Source organism: Porifericola rhodea (assembly GCF_030506305.1).
Taxonomy (GTDB): Bacteria; Bacteroidota; Bacteroidia; order Cytophagales; family Cyclobacteriaceae; genus Catalinimonas; species Catalinimonas rhodea.
Genome location: NZ_CP119421.1, coordinates 1,545,030 through 1,566,452, shown reverse-complemented (window position 1 = coordinate 1,566,452; position 21,423 = coordinate 1,545,030). Strand labels below are relative to the sequence as shown.

The 21,423-nt window shown below is 42.2% G+C and carries 15 protein-coding genes; 11 read left to right on the top strand and 4 right to left on the bottom strand.

Translation table 11 applies throughout. The annotated features are described in order from the left end of the window. The first annotated feature begins 599 nt into the window (after positions 1–599). Positions 600–2,069 carry an SLC13 family permease gene (locus PZB74_RS06310; RefSeq protein WP_302241523.1) on the top strand — a complete coding sequence of 490 codons (1,470 nt, stop codon included), beginning with the start codon at positions 600–602 and terminating at the stop codon, positions 2,067–2,069. A 35-nt stretch (positions 2,070–2,104) separates the two neighbouring features. Here PZB74_RS06310 and PZB74_RS06305 read toward each other — a convergent pair whose 3' ends face one another. Then, a complete protein-coding gene (locus PZB74_RS06305) occupies positions 2,105–2,683 on the bottom strand; it encodes a DUF3109 family protein (protein WP_302241522.1) in 579 nt (192 codons plus the stop codon). A 62-nt stretch (positions 2,684–2,745) separates the two neighbouring features. Next, complete coding sequence (locus tag PZB74_RS06300; RefSeq protein ID WP_302241521.1) at positions 2,746–4,440, bottom strand: N-acyl-D-amino-acid deacylase family protein; 1,695 nt, start codon at positions 4,438–4,440, stop codon at positions 2,746–2,748. Positions 4,441–4,583: 143 nt separating this feature from the next. Between PZB74_RS06300 and PZB74_RS06295 the strand changes: the two genes are divergently transcribed. Continuing rightward, the gene (locus PZB74_RS06295) at positions 4,584–5,654 is read left to right on the top strand and encodes a mechanosensitive ion channel family protein (protein ID WP_302241520.1); all 1,071 of its coding nucleotides are present in this window, start codon (positions 4,584–4,586) and stop codon (positions 5,652–5,654) included. Between the two features lie 92 nt (positions 5,655–5,746). Next, a complete protein-coding gene (locus tag PZB74_RS06290; protein ID WP_302241519.1) occupies positions 5,747–7,228 on the top strand; it encodes a M28 family peptidase in 1,482 nt (493 codons plus the stop codon). A 4-nt stretch (positions 7,229–7,232) separates the two neighbouring features. Here PZB74_RS06290 and PZB74_RS06285 read toward each other — a convergent pair whose 3' ends face one another. Beyond that, positions 7,233–8,129: a serine hydrolase gene (locus PZB74_RS06285; protein ID WP_302241518.1), complete on the bottom strand. Its 897-nt coding sequence runs from the start codon at positions 8,127–8,129 to the stop codon at positions 7,233–7,235. A 106-nt stretch (positions 8,130–8,235) separates the two neighbouring features. On the opposite strand from PZB74_RS06285, the gene PZB74_RS06280 reads away from it, so the two are divergent. The 7 genes from PZB74_RS06280 (at position 8,236) to PZB74_RS06250 (ending at position 19,255) form a co-directional block, all read left to right on the top strand. Next, the gene (locus PZB74_RS06280) at positions 8,236–8,940 is read left to right on the top strand and encodes a 3'-5' exonuclease (protein WP_302241516.1); all 705 of its coding nucleotides are present in this window, start codon (positions 8,236–8,238) and stop codon (positions 8,938–8,940) included. Next, positions 8,937–10,844, top strand: coding sequence for a DUF294 nucleotidyltransferase-like domain-containing protein (locus PZB74_RS06275; RefSeq protein ID WP_302241515.1), 1,908 nt, complete (start codon positions 8,937–8,939; stop codon positions 10,842–10,844). Before PZB74_RS06280 ends, PZB74_RS06275 begins: the two co-directional genes overlap by 4 nt. Before the next feature lie 228 nt (positions 10,845–11,072). After that, positions 11,073–12,287, top strand: a complete 1,215-nt coding sequence (locus tag PZB74_RS06270; protein ID WP_302241514.1) for an efflux RND transporter periplasmic adaptor subunit — start codon at positions 11,073–11,075, stop codon at positions 12,285–12,287. Continuing rightward, the gene (locus PZB74_RS06265) at positions 12,284–15,511 is read left to right on the top strand and encodes an efflux RND transporter permease subunit (RefSeq protein ID WP_302241513.1); all 3,228 of its coding nucleotides are present in this window, start codon (positions 12,284–12,286) and stop codon (positions 15,509–15,511) included. The genes PZB74_RS06270 and PZB74_RS06265 overlap by 4 nt, the downstream gene beginning before the upstream one ends. 75 nt (positions 15,512–15,586) lie before the next feature. Next, the gene (locus PZB74_RS06260; protein WP_302241512.1) at positions 15,587–16,963 is read left to right on the top strand and encodes a TolC family protein; all 1,377 of its coding nucleotides are present in this window, start codon (positions 15,587–15,589) and stop codon (positions 16,961–16,963) included. Between the two features lie 336 nt (positions 16,964–17,299). Then, on the top strand, positions 17,300–17,695 hold the full coding sequence (locus PZB74_RS06255; RefSeq protein WP_302241511.1) for a DoxX family protein: 396 nt from the start codon (positions 17,300–17,302) through the stop codon (positions 17,693–17,695). Positions 17,696–17,698: 3 nt separating this feature from the next. Continuing rightward, positions 17,699–19,255: an N-acyl-D-amino-acid deacylase family protein gene (locus tag PZB74_RS06250; RefSeq protein ID WP_302241510.1), complete on the top strand. Its 1,557-nt coding sequence runs from the start codon at positions 17,699–17,701 to the stop codon at positions 19,253–19,255. On the opposite strand, the gene PZB74_RS06245 is transcribed toward PZB74_RS06250, so the two are convergent. Further along, positions 19,252–19,503 carry a peptidylprolyl isomerase gene (locus PZB74_RS06245; RefSeq protein ID WP_302242756.1) on the bottom strand — a complete coding sequence of 84 codons (252 nt, stop codon included), beginning with the start codon at positions 19,501–19,503 and terminating at the stop codon, positions 19,252–19,254. The genes PZB74_RS06250 and PZB74_RS06245 overlap by 4 nt on opposite strands. A 723-nt stretch (positions 19,504–20,226) precedes the next feature. On the opposite strand from PZB74_RS06245, the gene PZB74_RS06240 reads away from it, so the two are divergent. Beyond that, positions 20,227–21,420: an MBOAT family O-acyltransferase gene (locus PZB74_RS06240; protein ID WP_302241509.1), complete on the top strand. Its 1,194-nt coding sequence runs from the start codon at positions 20,227–20,229 to the stop codon at positions 21,418–21,420. Positions 21,421–21,423: the final 3 nt, after the last annotated feature.

Below are 21,423 nucleotides of genomic sequence, written 5' to 3'. Positions count from 1 at the left end.
AGCTTTATCATGTTAGAAATATTTGAATGAAACAAATTGAATAGTCTATGTTATCGTTTGCACTAAATGCTCATTTATAAAGGCTAAAAAATTACGCTATAGCGATAAGTAAGATTGAAATAAACAGAACAGTGCTATATGCCAGCTGTGCCTGAGAAAACTGATGTTGCAGATTTACTCAGAGGTAAACAACTAGTAAATGGCACCTGTCATCGTACAGGAATTACCGTATGGGAATGCTTCTTCAGAATGGAATACCAGAATGTATATGGGCAAAGCCAAAGACAATAAAGGGTATTCGTGTTTTTAATCTTTCTAATTTTAAGGCTTTCCGAACTGAAATGCAAGAGAAAAAAGGACTAAAACCCTCTAGTAAGAAGTGTAATTTCACAAAACATATAGGAGTACAGTTACCCCTGTGTTTTAGATTAAAGTAACTAGTAAAGTATTTGTAAAAATGTGAAACAAATTCTTTAACGCTGAAGCTTGGAAGACAGGATTATTAAAATTTTCGCATTTTTATTAAATGTACAAATCCTATAATTTAGTGGAACCTGAGTTAATTAAAACCGTAAAAACACAACCTAAATTTATATCACTTGACCACGTCCAATCAGGAATCATTTAATGTACTCAAAGTCGCTACATTGTTAGCAGGGCCTATCATTTTTCTTATTGTTCTTAATACACTTTCTATAGAGGGCTTAAATGAAGGAGCTACTCCCGTTATTGCCATAGGAGCCTGGATGGTAATATGGTGGATGGCAGAAGCCGTGCCCCTGCCAGTTACAGCTCTGCTGCCTCTGATTCTCTTTCCGTTACTTGAGGTTTTTTCTACCGGCGAAGCTGCCGCCCCTTATGCCAGCCCAATAGTTTTTCTTTTTATGGGTGGCTTTCTGATCGCTTTAGCCATGGAAAAACGCAATCTGCATAAGCGTATTGCGCTCAATATTATAAAGCTGACAGGAACAGATGCCAATGGTATCATACTGGGCTTTATGTTGGCAACTGCATTTTTAAGCATGTGGATTTCCAACACAGCTACATCAGTCATGATGTTACCCATCGCGCTCTCTGTAGTGGATTTACTGGATAATACAGATGCTGATTCCAGCTACCGTAAGGGATACCGTAAGTTTGCGCTATGCCTAATGCTGGGAATAGCCTATGCCGCCAATATTGGAGGTACGACAACGATTATAGGTACCCCGCCCAATGTAGTTTTTGTGGGTTATATGCAGGAGTTTTACCAAAAAGAAATGGCTTTTGGTAAGTGGCTTTTTATCGGTGTGCCAGTTTGTTTTACCCTACTATCGGTAACCTACCTGATGATGACCCGTGTGCTCTTTCCTCATCGGTTACAAAAGTTAGCAGGCTCTGCCAGTCTGATAGAGGATAAGCTAAAAGAACTGGGGCCTATGAGCAAGGCAGAGCGCTGGGTGGCAGTCATCTTTGGTCTTACAGCTGCCTGCTGGATATTTCAGTCAGGAATCAACGAGTTGTTGGGGGGTAAATACCTGGATAATACTATTGTGGCAATGGCAGGGGGCGTACTCATGTTTGTGACACCGGTAAGCTTTAACCGGCACGAGTATGTTCTGGACTGGAAGAGCACTGAGCGACTACCCTGGGGAATACTTTTACTGTTTGGAGGAGGGCTATGTCTGGCCAAGGGTATGGAAAGTACAGGTATAGTTCAGTTGGTAGGAGACAGTATAGCCGGTAGCGGAACAATAAGTCTTTGGTTGCTTATGCTACTCCTTACGGGTTTTATGCTGTTTATGACAGAGATAATGAGTAATGTAGCTCTTACTGTTATTTTTGTTCCTGTAGTCTTAGGTATAGCCGATAGCCTGGGTGTTAACCCCCTTTATCTGGCAATACCCGTTACCTTGGCTGCCAGTTGTGCGTTTATGATGCCTATCTCTACCCCACCTAATGCAGTAGTTTTTTCCAGCGGGCATATACGTATGGCCGACATGGTAAAGGCTGGCTTTCTGCTAAATATAATTTCGGTAATTGTACTGGTACTGATTGGGCTCAGTCTGGTTAAGTGGGTATATGGCTGATCCTTCCAGGCTCTCAGGCAAAAAGTAAGATAGGCTTAGCTTTTTTTGTGGAGCTTACTTTCAGCTTTTTCACTCAGCTCCTGGTACCACTCCCGTCCGTACTTACGGATTAGCGCGTCTTTTACAAACTTAAAGATAGGTACACTTAAACTTTGGCCAAGAGTGCAGGCAGGATTGCAGATATGCCAGCGATGATAGTTCAGGGCATCATAGTGATCGTATTTAGTGATACGAATAGGGTAGAGGTGGCAGGAAACCGGCTTACGAAAAGTAGTTCTGCCCGCTTTGTACGCGTTTTCTATTCCGCATTGTAACTTACCATCCTCAGTACGTACCGCGTAAGCACATTCTTTTCCTTTGATTACGGGAGTGGCGTACTCACCCTCTGGGTCTTTACCATATTTACCGTAGCGCGCAATTTCTGCTTTACCCTCTTCAGTCAGGAAATCTTCAATATCTACGTAAATCATTTCTAAAATCTCCAGCTCTTCGTCTTCCAGGGGGGCACCGTACTCTCCTTCCTCGCAGCAGGCTCCTTTGCACTTTTCCAGATCGCATACAAACTGGTTCTCCACGATGTCGTCACTTATTACTGCATTGCCAACAGTTATCATACAGAGTAATGTCTAAAGTTTAGTATAATTTCAGGCATAACTTAGTCATTTGCCATAAAGTTTCAATGTATAGCTACAGCTTTTTGTGCTGTATCTTGCTGGTAGCCAGGTCCCCGCACATACCTGCCGGGTGTAGCCCCGGTATGTTTACCATTCCTGAGTACCCGCCTTCCGTTGACCCACACATGCGCTACACCGACCGCATACTGATGCGGATTGTCAAAAGTAGCCTGATCCGCGATGGTCTCCTGATCAAACACGACAACATCGGCGTAGAAGCCAGAGGCTAGCATGCCTCTCTTCTCAATTTTCAGCTTTTGAGCAGATAGCCAGCTAAGCTTATGGATAGCTTCTTCCAGAGAGATAACTTTTTCTTCTCGCACATACTTGCCCAGTAGGCGGGCAAAGTTACCATAAGTACGCGGATGTGTACTACTTTCCAGGTTTTTTCCTTCGGCAGCAATAGAGCGGGCATCAGAGCCGAAGCTCATATAAGGCAGACGCATCTGTTTTTTTACATTTTCTTCATTCATCAAAAAATATACAGCCCCGATATCTCCTTCGTTCTGTACCACCAGATCAATAATAGTCTCAGCAGCATTGGTGCCTCTCATCCGGCTAATGTCTCCTACTGTTTTAGCCGTCAGGTACTTAAGAGAGTCTTGGCTAAATTCTACTAACAGAATATTGTCAGGTGCTCCTGCAGCTACCAAAAAATTTTCCCACGATTTAGAGGGTAGCTGCATTTCGTTAATTACTCGCTTTTTTATCTGTGGGTCTTGCAGCCTTTTGAGCCAGGCCTGCTGCCCTCCTTCCTGCACCCAGGGGGGCATAGTAGCATCCAAGCCGGTAGAGGCCGCTACATAATTATACATATTTGCGGATATACGCTGCCCATTGGCATTGGCGGAGTCAATCATTTGCAGCACCTGATCTAGTTTATGCCAGTTGTTTCGTCCTGCTGCTTTCAGGTGATAGATTTCTGCATCAATTTTTGCCTCACGAGCAATGTTAAGTAGCTCTTCTACAGCTTCAATAAAGGAGTCTCCTTCGCTGCGGAGGTGAGAGATATATTTGCCATCATATTCTGCTGCTACCTTTGCCAGAGCAATAAGCTCATCCGTATTGGCATAGAAAGCAGGAGCATAGATTAATGAAGTACCCAACCCTAAAGCACCCTCCTGCATAGATTCTCGGACCAACTGCTGCATCTGTTGAAGCTCTTCAGAATTAGGAGCGCGGTCTTCATGCCCCAGCACATGTACTCTTATGGTAGTGGCACCCACAAAAGAGGCAATGTTTGGGGCTACCCCCTGAGCCTCCATATATTCCATAGCCTCTCCGAAGCTACTCCAATGAATTTGTGAATTGCTCTTGCGTGCTTGCTCGCTCACTGGACCCATAGATGAGCCTTCGCCAAAAACCTCCAGCGTAACTCCTTGTTTAATACCACTCATAGACCTGCCATCTTCCAGCAGAGGATAGGCAGCCCAGCTCAACATATTAATAAAACCCGGGCTTAGTGCCAGGCCCTTTACGTCTATTATGGTATCTGCCGAATATTTGCCTATGTTACCAACAGCCGCAATGGTATCGGCAATAATGGCCAAATCACCCTGATAAGGAGCCTGTCCACTGCCATCATACAGAGTAGCATTTTTTAGTACCAGATCATAGGCGTTTTTAGGAGTAGGAGAAGAGCAGGAGCAAAGCAGAGTACTAATAAAGAAGAGGAGCGTAAGAGGTGTTAGTTTCATCGTTTAGCATAAGTAGAGAAGATGGTAGAGAGACTAAAGGACAAGGTAAACAATGCTTGCTGCTTATGAAAGTGCCTAATCCCGATTAAATATTGATTGAGCCTGGCAGGGCTGTTATATTGGCAAGAAAAAACTAATCAGACATGCAGGAATTTTTAAATCAGGTAATTTACGGCAACCGGGTGCAAGCCTATCTGGTAGCGGTCGGTATTATAATACTTGGACTTATTGTAGTAAGGGTTGTCAACCATATTATAGACAATAAGCTAAAAAAACTAACCAAAAAAACAGATACGATAATAGATGATTTTCTTATTGAAAGCATAGACCGCTTTGGGGTACCGGTACTACACTTTATTGTTATTTACCTGGGAATTAAAACACTTAAACTCTCAGAGCAGGTAGAAGATATACTATGGGTGGCTACTTTAGTGTTTGTCATCTTTTTTGCGGTTCGCTTTATCTCTACCACGATACTACTACTACTCCGCACTTATGTACGCCGTCAGGAGAACGGAGAAGAAAAAGTAAAGCAGTTAGGTGGCGTAATGCTAATTATCAATGTATTTATATGGGTAGGGGGTGCTTTGGTGCTGCTAGACAATATAGGTGTAGATGTAACCGCCATGATCGCCGGTTTAGGAATTGGAGGTATTGCAATTGCACTGGCAGCACAAAATATTCTGGGTGACCTATTTAACTACTTTGTTATCTTTTTTGACCGTCCTTTTGAGATCGGAGACTTTATTATTATCGATAATAAGATGGGAGTGGTAGAATATATCGGTATTAAAACGACCAGAGTAAAGAGCCTTACCGGCGAGCAGCTGGTCTTTTCAAACAGCGATCTTACAGGTTCCCGCATCCATAACTACAAGCGTATGGAACGCCGTAGAATTGCTTTTAAAATCGGTGTAACCTACCAGACAAGCCTGGAGCAGGTAAAACAAATTCCTAAAGTGCTACAGGAAGCAGTAGAATCGCAGGAAAAAACTCAGTTTGATCGTGCTCACTTTATGTCCTATGGAGAATCCAGCCTGGATTTTGAAGTGGTCTACTATGTGCTTACGTCTGACTACAATCAGTACATGGATATTCAGCAGGGCATCAACCTGCATATCTTTGCCGCATTTGAGAAAATGGGTGTAGAGTTTGCTTATCCAACCCGTACCTTATTTGTAACCAATCAGGGTAAGGAAGAGGAGCAACAGTAAATGTGTGTTTGGCAGGCGAACTGCCAGGCTAAAATAATAAAGGTTAACTTGCAGAGTTTTATCGAGGTACTACACAACTTAACCCAACGAACATGCAAATGTACTGTAAACTATATGGGCTGGCGGTTCTGCTTGCTACTCTTATACCAAAGGGAAATGCCCAGCAGCTGAAGGAAGTCATAAAGAGAAGCGAGGTAGAAACGCATATTCGTTTTCTGGCTTCTGATGAGCTTAAAGGTAGAGATACCGGTTCTCCGGAATTAGATATTGCCGCACGCTATATCGCTGCTCAGATGCAGAGCTACGGTGTAGAGCCAGTGGAGGGTGAAGGCTCCTACTTCCAGGCTGTTCCTTTGCTATTGCAAAAGCCGGCACAAAACGCCAGCCTCACTTATGAACAGCAATCATTACAGATACTGGAAGACCTGCTGGTGCTGCAAGGGCAAGATGGAGAGCTTGAAGCTGAGTCAGTTTTTTTAGACTTTGGCACGGAAGAAGACTTCAAAAACAATGATATTGAAGGAAAGATAGTGGTTACCAAAGCGGGCTACCCTGACTCAAAGTCTAGTTACAGTGCTATAGCAGAAGGGCAGGAAAAACTAAAGATGGTACAAGAGTACGGAGGTAAGGGACTTGTAGAGTTGTATAAATCTTCTCAGATGCCGTGGAACTTGCTAAACCGCTATATGAATGCTGAACGGCTAACAATGGGACAAAACAGCGCGGAAGATCAGGCTATGCCTTACTTCCTCATTAATGATGCTAAAGGTCAACATCTGGATGTTCTATCTGCTACTCAGCCCAAACTTCGCCTTTCCATAAAAGGGAAAATAGACCGTCAGATTTCAACGTACAATGTGATTGGTAAAGTAGAAGGGACTGACCCTAAATTAAAAGATGAGTACGTTCTGCTCTCAGCTCACTACGATCATGTAGGAGTAGCAGAAGGGAAAAATCTTCAAGACTCTGTTTACAATGGTGCCCGCGACAATGCTATAGGGACTACCGCTCTCATTAGTGCGGCCCGTTATTTTGGTCAGCATCCACCTAAACGTTCAGTACTGCTGCTGGCGCTTACTGCGGAAGAGAAAGGGCTACTGGGAAGCCAATGGTACGCGGAGCATCCGCTGGTACCTATGGAACAGGTCGTGTTTAACCTTAACTCTGATGGAGCGGGCTATAACGATACTACCAGAATTACTGTAATTGGCCTGGGAAGAACTTCAGCAGACAAGGCATTTAAAGAAGCGGCGCAGGCAGTGGGCTTAAAGGCAATGGCTGACCCTGTGCCGGAGCAGAACCTTTTTGATCGTTCAGATAACGTTAGCTTCGCCAAAGCGGGCGTGCCGGCAGTTACTTTTTCGGCAGGCTTTACAGCTTTTGATGCTGAAATTATGCGCTACTACCATCAACTGGCCGATGAAGCCGAAAGTCTCAACTTCTCCTATGTAGAAAAATTGTGCGAAGCTTATGTTTTAGCCGCAGATAAGATCGCCAATAGCAGTCAAAGTCCTTTTTGGGTAGAGGGTGATGCCTACGAAGAAGCCGGAAAAACCCTGTACGGTAGGGAGTAAGCGTTTAGTTAAGGTAATCATAAATAAGCCTGGAGGCTTGGGCAAGGGTAGCTACGCCAGCCTCCTCATCTGTCAGGTTTTTGGAGAGCAGTACCAGTACATACTTCCGACCATCGGGCAGATAAACAATACCTGAGTCATGATGCAGCCCACTAATCCAACCGGTTTTGTGGGCTACCTTTACGTTATCGGGCAAATGCGCAGGAATCATCTCATTAAATTTTTGATCCAGCAGAATGTCAATAATTGCCTTTCTGGAGCTGTCGCTCAGTATTTTATCTGTGGCTAAAGCTTCAAACATCAAGATTAGATCGTAGGCGGTAGTTGTATTACTTAGCCCCTGCCGATAAGCTTTGATATCTTCTACCCCTCTTAATATCTGTATGTCTTTGGCCCCCAGGGAACGCATGCTTCTCGTTGTATTTTGAGCACCTACCAGCTCTATTACAATGTTAGTAGCCAGGTTACTACTGGCGATAATCATCTGATAAGTTAAGTCAAATATACTTTGCTTTTGCCCCAGTTGCTGATATAGCATATGGTAAGTATCGTCTTCGGGACTTAAAGAATACAGGCTACTGTCAACTATACTTTTAAACTCATTTTTTACGAGAAGAGAATCGTCCAGCCGAAAACGCCCTGCCTCTGCCTGTTTATATACTTCTAGCAATAGGGGTGTTTTCATAGTGCTGGCGGCATGGAAACTCTCATCTGCCTGAATAAAAAGTGAATCCCCCTCTTCTGACAGGTCTTTAAATGCCAAAGCAAAATCACCTTCTGTACTGGCAAAGATTTCTTCAATCACAGTCCTCAACTCGTGCAGTGTTTTTTTCTCTTGCTGTGGATTAGTCTTGCAGGATACGAAAAGTAGTAGAGCGAGAACAAAAGAGATATAGCGCATAATAGGTAGTAGTCAGGATAAGTGGACAATATGCATTATTCTACAGAAAAATTCTTGCTGAAAGTGCTTTGCTATCCAATGCTAAAATAATTTGGTAATTTGAAGCGTGAGAGATTATTTGCTGTTCGTAGACACGGAAACTTCCGGCTTGCCCAAAAATTGGGACATACCTTATGATCAGGATGAGCACTGGCCCCATATAGTACAGGTAGCTTGGCTAGTTTATACCAAATCAGGTAAGTTTGTTAAAGAGTCTACATTTTATATACAAGCTACCAACTTTGAGATTAGCCCTGCCTCTTATAATGTTCATGGCCTGGATAAAAGCTTTTTGTTAAAGCACGGATTAAGCCGTCAGGAAGTGATGCAAAAGTTACAGGAAGATTTAGACCGTTACCAACCTCTGGTGGTTGGTCACTATGTAAAGCTGGATTACCATATGCTGGGGGTAAGTTTTTATCGTTGCGGGCTGAGCAACCCACTACCTTCTCTGCCCTCCTTCTGCACCATGAAGGCTACGGAAGACTACATACGTTACCCCTTTCGTCGCTACCTGGGTTTGGGAGAGCTATACAAAAGGCTTTTTCAGAAAACACTACAGCAACAGCACCATGCGCTCTCCGATGCCCGGGCTACAGCAGACTGCTTCTTTGCCATGCTTAAAAAGGGAAGTATTAGCGAGGAAAGTATACAGCTACAGCAAAGTCGTAGCCAGACAGTCTCCGCTGCCGACTTAACCTCCAGGCATACTTTTCTGTATATTATCTTGATGCTCTTGTTTCTGCTTACTCTGATCTTTTTTCAACTATGAGCGAAAAGCTGCAATTACTCAAAAGCGTAAAACCCTTTGACCTATTACCCGAAGATGTTCTGGAAAGTATCTCTGAACTCCTACAGGAGGTTTTTTATAAGAAAGAGACCGTCATTTATCTACAGGAAAAAACCAAAATGAAGGGTGTAGATATTATAGCAGAAGGGGAGTACGAAGCCTTCTTCTACGATAGTGCTTACAAAAAACGCTTGCCGGAACACTACGGAAAAGGAATATGCTATGGAGGAATATCGGTTTTACTAAACAAGAAAAAATCTATACGTACTGTAGTAGCGCAGAAGGGTACAAGGGTATATTTTCTTCATCGTAATGATTTTAGAGCGCTTTGCCGGGCTTATGATGGTTTCTTTCATCACTTTACTTCGGAGTTTGGTAAGCTGATGCTGAATGATGAGTATGCGCACTTTGTCAAGCGTTCTCAGACTTATGAAGAAAACTATCTGGCTTCTGACCAACTGTACTCTCGTAAAATAGAGTCGGTGAGTACTCGTGATATTGTTTCATGCCCGCAGCATACACCGGTGTATCAGGCAGCAAGAATGATGGCCGAGCATAGAACCAGTTGCCTTTTTGTTACTAATACCCATCAGAAAATTATAGGTTACGTAACAGACATCTCTCTGAGAGACAATGTGCTGGCCCAGCTAAAAAGTGCCGAACTGCCCATTTCTGAGGTAATGGATAACCCAATTGTCTCTATCAATGATCAGAAGTTTGTTTACGAGGCTATCTTGCTGATGTTCAGTACAAAAATACGTTACCTGCTGATTGAAAGAGGAGGAGAGTATACCGGCTTCTTAAGCAGAAACCGTCTGCTTAGCGAGCAGGCTCAATCCCCTTTTGTATTTATACAGTCTGTAAAGCTGGCCCTTCATGTAGAAGAGCTAAAGCAGAAGTGGAACAAAGTACCTGAGATTGTGCATCAATTGCTAAGTAGAGGAGTAAAAGCAGAGATTGTGAACCAGATGATTACAACGGTATCTGATGCCATACTGGTTAAGGTGATAGAAGGAGTGATCGCCGAGTTAGGAGAGCCGCCTGCCAAATTTGTATTTATGGCTTTGGGTAGTGAGGGGCGCAAAGAGCAAACGCTTAAAACAGACCAGGATAATGCGATTATCTACGAAGATAAGGCCAACGAACATAGAGAGGAGGTAAGAGCTTACTTTTTAAATTTTGCCGAACAGGTATCTGCCCACCTGGACTATATCGGTTTCAGTTACTGTAGCGGTGGTTTTATGGCTAAAAATCCCAAATGGACACATTCACTATCTCACTGGAAACGTAACTATACACGTTGGATATCGGAAGCTATACCCGAAACTGTCGTCAATATTTCTACCTTTTTTGATTGTCGTTTTCTCTATGGCGAGGAGCAGATTATGGTAGAACTGAAAGAGTTTTTAAATGACACCTTAAATCAACCTTTGGAACGCTTTTTTTATCATATCGGAAAAAACGCGCTACAGTATGAGCCTCCACTCACTTTCTTCAAAAATATAAAAACCTTTCAGGAGGGAGAGCGAGAAGTATTTAATATCAAAAAAACCATGACGCCAATTGTAGACCTTGTGCGCGTATTTGCTCTGAAGCACCGTATATTTAAGACCAATACCGGAGAAAGGCTAGAGGCACTTAAAGAGCAAGAGGTTTTTAGCGAAAAAGAGTATCACGAACTGATGCAGTCTTACTATTACCTGATGGGTATGCGCCTGAAAAAACAAGCTATACAAATCATAACCGACCGTAGCGAACCCGACAACTTAATGGACATAAAAAGTATGACTAAAATAGAAATGGTTACCTTGCGTGAAATCCTGAAAACGATTGAAAAATTTCAGGTAAAAATCAAGGTGTCATTTACCAACTCATTGTTTGGTTAACTTTTATTAGGCTAGCCGTAATTTTCTAACAGTGAGTCGGTTATACACGGCTAAAATCGTAACTAACTGAAAAGGATTAGCGTTCATTAATACCTGAACATGCCCGTCCGTTTTGCTTATGCTAAGGTTTTGTCTAAAAAAAATACCTTTTAGTATAAGATTTACAAATGCTTTTCGAGCTTTACGTTAGCTTACATAGTTTGCAGTTTAACACTCATTACCATCAAGATGAACCCCAGGAAAATTATTGTCTTTGCAATTGCCATACTTATTTTAGGTGGAGGCTATTTTGCAATGCGGCAGTTTGCCGGTATGAAGGAACTCCCACCCGAAAGACCAAAGCAGGTATCTACTAATTATGTAAAGGTAAACCCCGTAGAGTATCGTGAGATAGACACTGAGGTAGTGGCTTACGGACGTATTACTTCCTCTCAAACTCTTAGCGTTATTGCAGAAGTAGGAGGCAGGCTTATGCCCGGCTCTATTTCTTTAAAACCCGGTACCAACTTTCGCAGGGGGCAGATACTTTGCCGTATTTATAGCGAAGAGGCTCGCCTGAATTTGCAGGCACGCAAAAGTGAACTGCTCAACTTACTGGCTTCTAGCCTGCCCGATCTAAAAATAGATTTTGCGGATACTTACCCGGCTTTTCTTACCTATTTTGAGAGCATAGAAATAGACAAACCCCTCCCTGAACTTCCTGAGATTAAAAGCAATAAGGTAAAAACCTTTCTGGCAACTAAAAACATCCTCAGAGACTACTATACTATAAAAAGTATGGAGGAGAACCTTCGTAAGTATACCATTTATGCCCCTTATGATGGCAGTATTACAGAAGTAAACCTGGAGGTAGGTACTATTGTAAATGCGGGAACAAATATTGCTAGAATCATTCGCACAGATGAAATGGAGTTGGAAATACCGGTAGATATTCATGAAGTAAAATGGATAGAAGAGGGAAGCACAGTAGAGGTAAGTAATGAAGATGGCAGTGGTAGCTGGAAGGGACAGGTAATTCGGGTAGGAGATTTTGTAAACCCTGCTACCCAATCCATTAATGTATACATAAGCGTAAAAGAAGGGCCGCAGAGCGGATTGTACGATGGTATGTATATGCGTGCTACCATACCTGGCAGCCGCCTGGAAAGTGCTATGGAAGTGCCTCGTCGTGTACTCATGAACGAGAACGAAGTGTTTGTAGTAGACGGTGGCGTTCTTAAAACCAAAAGGGTTAACGTAGAAAAAATTATGCGCGACCAGGTGTTAATTAGCCCTTTGGAGAGTGAAGGTCTAAATACTGGCGACAGCCTGGTAATAGAAGCCCCCGCCAACGCTATAGAAAATATGAGGGTCACCACTTTTGATGCCCAACAGGGAGCCAGTGCTCCACAGACCTCTCAGAGCAATTCGGCAAAACCTGAGCAAACCACAAACGCATCATGAGAAAAGTAGTAGAATTTTTTGTCCGATATCCTATCTGGGCAAATGCCATTCTGGCCATCATTATCATCTTTGGTACGCTGGGGCTGCTCAGCATCAATATGTCTTTCTTTCCCGAGACTAAACCTCGCGATATATCTGTTAGGGTTACCTACCCCGGAGCATCGCCGGAAGAGATGGAAGAAGGTATTACCATAAAGGTGGAAGAAGCTCTAAAAGGAGTAACCGGCATAGAAGAAGTTACTTCTACCTCCTCAGAAAACTCTGCCTCCATACGTATACGTACCCTGGAAGAGTACGATATAGATGAAGTGCTTACTGAGGTAAAAAACGCAGTAGATGGCATTAACTCTTATCCGGCAGGAGCAGAAAAACCTACCGTCTATAAAGATAGGTCCTGGGGGAGCACACGTGTGGCTTTTCTTACGCTTACAGGTAGTGGAAGTAGTAACATGGACCTGAAACGCCTTAAAGAAGAGGCTGAGCTGATTGAAGATGATATGCTTAACTCTGGCGTTATATCTCAAATTTCTGTGTACGGTTACCCAGACCTTGAAATTTCGGTAGAAGTATCTGAAGATGACCTCTCGCGTTACGGCCTTACTTTTAGCCAGGTAGCCAACGCTATTCGTAACAACAACAGAGATATCTCAGGAGGCGCCATAAAAACACTGGAAGAGGAAATAAGGATACGAGCTAATGCCAAAGAAAATGCTCCTGAAGAGATTGGTAGAATAGTGTTGCGAGCCAATTCCGATGGAAGCAATTTGTTATTACGCGATATTGCCAATATCAGGCTACAGTTTGCAGATACGCCAAACCGCTCATTTTCTAACGGAAACCGCGCGGTGTCTATCAGTATTCAAAAGCTTCCGGAAGAAGATTTGCAGGAGATTTCAGAGTTTGTATCGGATTATATTGAAGAGTACAATGCTGAGAAAGAAAGCTTTGAGCTTTTTGCCAGTTTCGACTTCAACGACCTTTTACAACAGAGAGTAAGCCTGCTAATGAGCAATGGCTTGGTGGGGCTGTTGCTGGTTTTGATAGCCCTGGGACTGTTCTTGAGCTTAAGACTATCGTTTTGGGTGGCAATTGGTATTCCTATTTCCTTTCTGGGCATGTTTATCATTGGTAATATGGTGGGCATTACTGTAAATATGCTTTCATTATTCGGGATGATCTTGGTGGTAGGTATTCTGGTAGATGACGGAATTGTAATTGCAGAAAATATTTATACTCACTCCGAGCGAGGCAAAAACCCAATTAGAGCGGCAGTAGATGGTACAGTAGAAATGTTGCCTTCAGTATTTACCTCAGTTACTACTACTATCATCGCTTTTATTCCTCTAATGCTATTAGATAATGAAGGTTTTACTACCGAAATGGCGATAGTAGTAATTGGCTGTCTGGCATTTTCTCTGGTAGAAGCATTTTTTGTCCTTCCTTCTCACTTAGCTACCGGCAAAGCACTTAGAAAGAAAGAGGGTAAACCGAACAAGGATAAAATCAGAGGCGGTCTGGACAAAGGAATTAAATACCTACGCGACAATGTGTATGGCAAAGCTCTGCAGTTCCTGATCAACTACAAATGGATATCTTTTACCCTGCCCATTGCCCTGCTCATGATTGTGATAGGTATGTTTCAGGGCGGTATTATTCGCTGGACATTCTTCCCTTCTATACCTTTTGACAACTTTAACGTATCTCTGGTACTTAAGCCGGGCACACGTGAGAACATTACCGAAGATTACCTCAGAAGGTTTGAAACAGCTGTATGGGAAGTAAACGAGGAAATTAAAGAAGAGCGAGGTAGTGATCTTTCTCTTATCAAAACTCTGGATAGAAATGTAGGTAGCGACGGCGGCAGAGGTAACCCTGAGACTGGGGGGCATACCGGCCACGTGCAGGTAAACCTGATAGACATGGAAGATATTGAGGATATATCCAGTTTTGAGATTGCCAGTCGCATACGGCAAAAAATTGGTGCTGTGCCAGAAGCGCAGAAGTTTTCGGTAGGGGGGCAAAACCGCTTCGGCAATCCCTTTGACCTGGCACTTTTGGGGAGCAATATGGAAAACCTGATGGCAGCCAAAGAGGAAGTCAAAGAAAAGATTTCTAACATTACTTCCCTCAAAGATATACAAGATAATACAGCTTCTGGCCAGCGAGAGTTGCAGCTTTCGCTAAGGCCACAGGCTTATTTTCTGGGTTTCTCTCAGCAGGAAATTACCAACCAGATACGGCAGGCCTTTTTTGGAGAAGAAGCTCAGCGCCTTATTATTGGTACCGATGAGGTAAGAATATGGGTGCGCTATCCAGAAGAAGATCGCCTGACCATCTCGCAGATGGAGTCTATGAAAATTAAAGATGAAAATGGTAACGAGTACCCACTTACAGAGCTGGCAGATTACTCAATTGAGCGTGGGGTTATTAATATCAATCACTTCAATGGTAAGCGGGAAGTACGCATACTGGCAGATTTGGTAGATCCATATGAGCCGGTGCCTCCCATTATAGAAAAGGTACAGGAAGAAATACTTCCTCCCATTCTGGCTAAATATCCCGGGGTAAGCTACTCATTTGAGGGGCAGCAGCGGAGATCTGAGCGTACAGCAGATTCTTTTGCCAAGATATTCCCGGTAGCCTTAATTATGATGATTCTGACCATTACACTTTCTTTCCGCTCGCTTTATCAGGCAGGGCTCATACTGTTGCTGATTCCTTTCGGTTTAATCTGTGCTGCTCTTGGTCATTTTGTGCATGCTCAGCCGGTTTCTATTCTTAGTATTTATGGTATGATAGCTCTCTCCGGAGTAATTATCAATGATGCTGTAGTTATGCTGGATAAGTATAACCGTAATCTTACGGAAGGTATGACAGTAGAACAAGCCGCTCATGACGCGGGTATATCTCGTTTTAGAGCTATACTACTTACCTCTATCACTACTGTAGCTGGTCTTTTCCCTCTTATACTGGAGAAGAGTTTTCAGGCGCAGTTTCTAATTCCAATGGCTATATCGGTAGCGTATGGAGTAATGTTTGGTACACTCATTATTCTCCTCTTCTTCCCGGTATTTATTCTGGCATTTAATGATATTAAGCTGGAAATTAACAAGCTGTGGAACAAGCTAAGCAGTTGGATGGACCCCGAGGAGCCATTGCATATACCTACTGCCGAAGAAGTAGAGCCTGCTATTAAGGAAAAAAGAAGGCTACAAAGTTTATAATCTAAGATAACAGCTAGGGCAATGCTAACCTTAGCTGTTTTTCTATTTGTACACAAATCAACTTTTATACCCATCGTGAACACCCTACACAAGCTAGTACTTTCTATAAGCTTTGTTTTTGTAAACAGTATAGGCCTGTATGCTCAGGAAGAGCTTACACTTTCAGATGCTATTCAACTGGGGCTGGAAAATAATTTTGATATTCAGGTTGAAGCATTAAACATAAAGATTGCGGAAAATAACAACAATTGGGGCGCTGCCGGTCGCTGGCCTACTATCTCACTTTCTATTTCACAGAATAATAATTTTAGAGATGTGCAAAATGCCGCCAATCCCTTTCAACCTACCGGCTTATCTATCTCTAACAATTTAGGCCCTGGCGTATCGGTAAACTGGGTATTGTTTGATGGTTTTAGGGTGCACATCAGCAGAGAACGACTGCAAAAATTAGAAGAGCTAAGCCGAGGTAATGCTTTGCTGGTTATTGAGAATACGGTGCAGGCCATCATAACACAATACTATAGTGTTAAGCTTGAACAGGAAAGGCTGGATGTGCTGGAAAAAGTGTTTACGCTCTCTAAAGATCGTTATGAATATATCAAACTTAAAGGCGAGTTAGGTAGTGCCGTTACCTTTGAGATTTTGCAGGAGCAAAATGCTTTTCTAACCGACTCATCTAATATGGTAACTCAGGAAGTTAATTACCTGAATGCAAGGCGTACCCTTAATTTGCTTATGGGGCAGCCCATTAATTCGGCATACGAGCTTACGGATGAACTAGAGGTGGATGATAGTGAATATGAGTTGGAGGCGATGTATGATAAAATGGTGAGCAATAATACAAATCTGCAAAACCAGTATTTAAACCTTCAGCTGGCCAGAACAGAAACTAGGCTGGCTAAGACAGAGCTTTATCCCCGCCTTACGCTCAATGCCAATGGCGCATATGACTTAAGCCGTCAGGATTTATCTCAGGCACAGTTTCCGGATTTTGGAGATGCCGGAGGCAGTACACGAACCCTGGTAACGAACCAGACCACCTCTACCTACGCTTTGGGTTTTACCATCAGCTACCTGGCCTTTGATGGGGGCAGGGTACGTAGGAGTATAGAAAATGCTTATACTACCGAGCGTATTAACCAACTACAAATTGATCAGCTAAAACTTAGCTTACGCAACGATCTGGTAGCTACTTATGATCTGTATGATGTAAGGCAAAAACTGCTCGCCATCTCACAAGAGAATATCCGTAGTGCAGAGCTAAACCTTGAGCTGGCAGAAGAAAGGTACAAGGGTGGTACCATTAACTCTTTTGACTACCGCCAGATTCAGATTAACTACCTTAATACTGCACTAGATAATGCTCAGGCCAGATACAACCTTCTTGACTCTGAAACTGAGCTGCTTCGCCTTACAGGTGGTATTCTTAGTGAGTACGACAAACTGGACTAATTTTTCACTCTGTGATATGGCAATAGGTGCTTAAGAGGGATGTGATGAAGTATCTAGGCTGGTATGTATAACTTTAGGCTTATGGCTAGCCTCATTTAAAAGTATACCTGCGCACAAAGCTCAGCTTGAAAACTGTTGGGTTTGGGCACTTACAGTTACTCTATTACCACTAATTGAACCTTTAGTATATATGTTTTTTACAGTCAGTCCTGTAGAAAGCTCTAGTTACAATAAGTATCTTGAGTAGGGGAGGCGTAAGCTATCCGCTTTGTTTTAATGGTATGAAGTAGCCATTATGCATAACTTTGGTCATCTAGCAATTTTATCAAACAAACTATGACATTAGGCAAACAGTATCATTTAGGTTTACTTTTTCTGAGAATTGGTATCGGTATCATGTTTATTATTCATGGTTTACCTAAGCTTATGGGCGGTCCTGAACGTTGGGAGGCTCTAGGTAGTAATATGAAATATCTGGGTATTACTTTTGCCCCTGTTTTTTGGGGATTTATGGCAGGTTTCGCCGAATCAGTAGGTGGTTTATGCCTTATTTTAGGTGTTTTTTATGTTCCTGCCTGTATTTTGCTTTTTATTACCATGTTGGTAGCTTCACTAAGACATTTGTCGCAAGGTGATGGGCTGGTAGGTTCTTCTCATGCTATAGAAGCAGCTATTCTTTTCTTCAGCCTTATTTTTATTGGCTCAGGAAAATACAAAATTGGCAAATTTTAAGATATGCAAAAATTACTCATAGCCCGACTTAGTTTCGGGCTTTTTATTTTATGTGCCTGTAGCTCACAGCCCAGCGCTTTTGAGCAATACATAGAGAAAAACGCAACCGCTACTTTTAATCTTCTCATATACAACGCAAGTATAATAGATGGTACTGGTAAAGCCGCTTACGCAGCCGATGTATTGGTAAGTGGGGATAGTATAGCTTTCATAGGAGAAGTAGATACTACCAAGCTTAGTGTCGAGAGAAAAATTAACGCCTCTGGCAAAACAGTGAGCCCCGGATTTATAGATACTCATGCTCATGGTAACCCTTTGAAAACGCCAGAATTCAAAAACTTTCTGGCGATGGGTGCTACCACTATTGCTCTGGGTAAAGATGGCTCGAGCCCAGCCTATCCCAACCTTAGCTTATGGATGAAAGAAGTTGAAGATAGTATGCCCGCTGTAAACATCGCCATGTTTGTAGGGCATGGTACTCTTCGTTTGCTCTCTGGTATCAAGTACAACCCACGTCCAAGCCAGGAGCAGGTAGAGAAGATGGGACGTATGCTAGCAGATAATCTGGATGCTGGTTGTTTCGGTATGACTACTGGTTTGGAGTACATTCCTGGTACTTACGCACCAGCATACGAGTTAGAGTATCTGGCCAAAATTGTAGGATCAAAAGGAAAACTGATTACCAGTCATATACGCAATGAAGATAACAACAAGCTAGAGTCATCTTTAAAAGAGCTTTTTCTTCAAGGGAAGTATTGTCAGGTGCAGGTATCACACCTAAAAGTAGTATATGGTAAAGGAGAACAACGTGCAGAAGAGATTTTAAATTTATTAGCCGAAGCCAGAGAAGAAGGTATACAAGTTGCTGCCGATGTCTATCCCTATACGGCTAGTTATACAGGTATTAGCATCGTTTTTCCGGATTGGGCACTACCTCCAAACGATTACCAGCAAGTAGTGGCAAATAAAAGAGCTGCTCTGGCCAAGTATCTGAGAGATAAAGTTAATCAGCGTAATGGTCCTACTGCTACATTGATAGGCACCTCCCCCTGGGCAGGCAAGACTTTAGCTCAGGTGGCCCAGGAGCTTGACAAGTCTTTTGAAGATGTCCTTATTGATGACATAGGCCCCGGTGGGGCCTCCGGAGCATATTTTGTAATGGATGATACGTTGCAGACTAAGTTCATAGCAGATTCTACTGTGATGATCTGCTCGGATGGGAGTCCTACATCCCGCCACCCTCGCGGGCATGGTACCTTCGCCAAGATAATTGAACAGTATATAGTTAGGGATAGCCTTCTTAGCCTGGAGGAGGGTATACGGAAAATGACCTCTCTGCCCGCAAGTACTTTAGGATTGAATGACAGGGGGGTACTTGCCGTAGGTAAACGAGCAGATATTTTAATATTTGACCCAATAGAAGTCAAGGCTAAAGCTGATTATGAAAATCCCTTTCAGCTAGCAGAAGGTTTTGATTATGTGATTGTAAATGGGCAGGTGAGCAAAGAAAATAACGAATTTTCTTTAGCACGTCATGGCAAAGTTCTTAGAAGGTTTTAAGGGCGTATAAGTATGTGCCTTGTATCAAACCTTTCTCCCTTTACAGCTAAAAGCTGAATAATATGAAAGCCAAAGTCAGTTCTTACTGGCTTTGATATTTCCCCTACTTTCAGGTTAAGCGCTGCTTTTTCATACTCTGGTACAAGTTGTCCTTTCTCCATAAAGCCTAATCTTCCCTCATAATCTTTGCTGCCAATATCATCAGAGTGCTTGCGTGCTAGTTTGCCAAAATCACCCCCTAGTTGCAGTTTCTAATAAATTTTTTCGGCACTTTTTAAGTGCCCGTTGCTCATTTTTATTTCCATCATTCTGCGCATGAGTTGGAAGCACGGCTCCCAATAAAATGATGCCTATTGCCATGATAGTAAGTAGATGTTTCATCCTTTTTTGTTAGGCCATCAATAGACAAACTACCCATGCTAAATAAAATACAGACATATTCATTCTCACGGTAATTACAGAGGGTTATGGGTGCGTATCGCTTTGATAACCAATGTGATAAGAATTATACAAATGAGAAAAAGCAATGATCGTTTTTCACTAAGCTATAATAAAATAGTGATAATAAAGGAATTTCACAAAGTGTAAGAGCTCTGCACCATTTTTGCATCTTTTCATATCAATTTTTAAGGAATTATTACATGTGAAGTATTTGTAGGTAAATATTAAATTAGGATGTTTTTTTACATATGTATATATAAAATATACTTATTTTAAGTAAAAGTGCTTAAATGTTATTTAACTCATTCATATTCCTGTTTTTCTTATTAATAATTTTACCAATATATTACACTATACCTCATAGGTGGAAGCCAGTACATTTATTGGTTGTAAGTTATATCTTTTATGGATATTGGGATTGGCGTTTTTGTTCATTACTAGCACTCTCCACAGTTGTAGATTTTGTAATTGGTCAAAATTTATATACCACTAAGAGCCCTCGTACTAAAAAGTATCTGTTATGGACAAGCATGGGTGTCAATCTGGGAATACTTGCCTTCTTCAAGTATTTCAACTTTTTTGTGGATAGCTTTGAGTCTATGCTTTCTGGCTTTGATGGTCAGCTGGATTACCTTCACCTCAATATTATTTTGCCAGTAGGTATCTCCTTTTACACTTTTCAGACCATGTCTTATACTATAGACATTTATCGGGGGAGATTAAAACCTACCAAATCTCTACTGGACTTTGCGGTATTTGTCGCATTCTTTCCTCAGTTGGTGGCAGGTCCCATAGAAAGAGCCAAGCATTTGCTCCCGCAGATTACCAGCCTTAAGTCTCCTAATCGCACACAAATCAGAGAGGGGGTAGCATTAATCGTCATAGGTTTATTTAAAAAGGTAATGATAGGTGATGCCAGTGGCAGGCTGGTAGACCGCATGTTTGGACATATAGAGCAATTTAGCTCAATGGAAATGCTGATGGCTCTGGTGCTATTTTCGGTGCAGATATATGCTGACTTCTCTGGTTATAGCAGCATTGCAAGAGGCTTGGCTAAGCTTTTAGGTATTGAGTTAATGAAAAACTTTGAGCAACCCTACCTATCAGCCAACATTACTGAGTTTTGGCGAAGGTGGCATATTTCACTTTCCAGCTGGTTAAAGGACTACTTGTACATTTCACTTGGAGGAAATCGCAAAGGAGAAGCCCGTACATACATCAACCTTATGCTTACCATGCTTATTGGCGGGTTATGGCATGGTGCAAGTTGGAATTTTGTTTTTTGGGGTGGACTTCACGGTATATATTTAGCAATACACAAGTGGATGTTAAAAGGTAAAAAAGTAGGCTTACAACCAAGTGGAATAGGAAGCCCTCCGGCTTTAGTTAAGTATCTTATACATGCTAGCAGTATTTACATTTTAGTGTTGTTTACATGGCTTTTTTTTAGGGCTTCTGATTTTCAGACAGTAAGCATATTTTTTAGCAAAATGATAAACTGGGAGTCTAGTGAGCTGACATTCAGATTTGTGAAAATAGCGTTTTCCTTTATGGCTCTGACATTGGGAATAGACTTAATAGAATACTATACGCGTTCGCACGCTTTTCTACTGAAAATACCTTTAAAGCCTATTCGCTATGGGGTGATGCTGCCTATGTTTATAATAGTACTCATCTACATGTTTCAGGCTGAGCCGCTACCTTTTGTTTATTTCCAGTTTTAAAAC

Bases quoted from the DNA above. Each gene is read 5' to 3' on its own strand.
- PZB74_RS06305 (WP_302241522.1), bottom strand. From the start codon at position 2,683: ATGATAACTGTTGGCAATGCAGTAATAAGTGACGACATCGTGGAGAAC.
- PZB74_RS06300 (WP_302241521.1), bottom strand. From the start codon at position 4,440: ATGAAACTAACACCTCTTACGCTCCTCTTCTTTATTAGTACTCTGCTT.
- PZB74_RS06295 (WP_302241520.1), top strand. From the start codon at position 4,584: ATGCAGGAATTTTTAAATCAGGTAATTTACGGCAACCGGGTGCAAGCC.
- PZB74_RS06290 (WP_302241519.1), top strand. From the start codon at position 5,747: ATGCAAATGTACTGTAAACTATATGGGCTGGCGGTTCTGCTTGCTACT.
- PZB74_RS06285 (WP_302241518.1), bottom strand. From the start codon at position 8,129: ATGCGCTATATCTCTTTTGTTCTCGCTCTACTACTTTTCGTATCCTGC.
- PZB74_RS06275 (WP_302241515.1), top strand. From the start codon at position 8,937: ATGAGCGAAAAGCTGCAATTACTCAAAAGCGTAAAACCCTTTGACCTA.
- PZB74_RS06270 (WP_302241514.1), top strand. From the start codon at position 11,073: ATGAACCCCAGGAAAATTATTGTCTTTGCAATTGCCATACTTATTTTA.
- PZB74_RS06265 (WP_302241513.1), top strand. From the start codon at position 12,284: ATGAGAAAAGTAGTAGAATTTTTTGTCCGATATCCTATCTGGGCAAAT.
- PZB74_RS06255 (WP_302241511.1), top strand. From the start codon at position 17,300: ATGACATTAGGCAAACAGTATCATTTAGGTTTACTTTTTCTGAGAATT.
- PZB74_RS06250 (WP_302241510.1), top strand. From the start codon at position 17,699: ATGCAAAAATTACTCATAGCCCGACTTAGTTTCGGGCTTTTTATTTTA.
- PZB74_RS06240 (WP_302241509.1), top strand. From the start codon at position 20,227: ATGGGTGTCAATCTGGGAATACTTGCCTTCTTCAAGTATTTCAACTTT.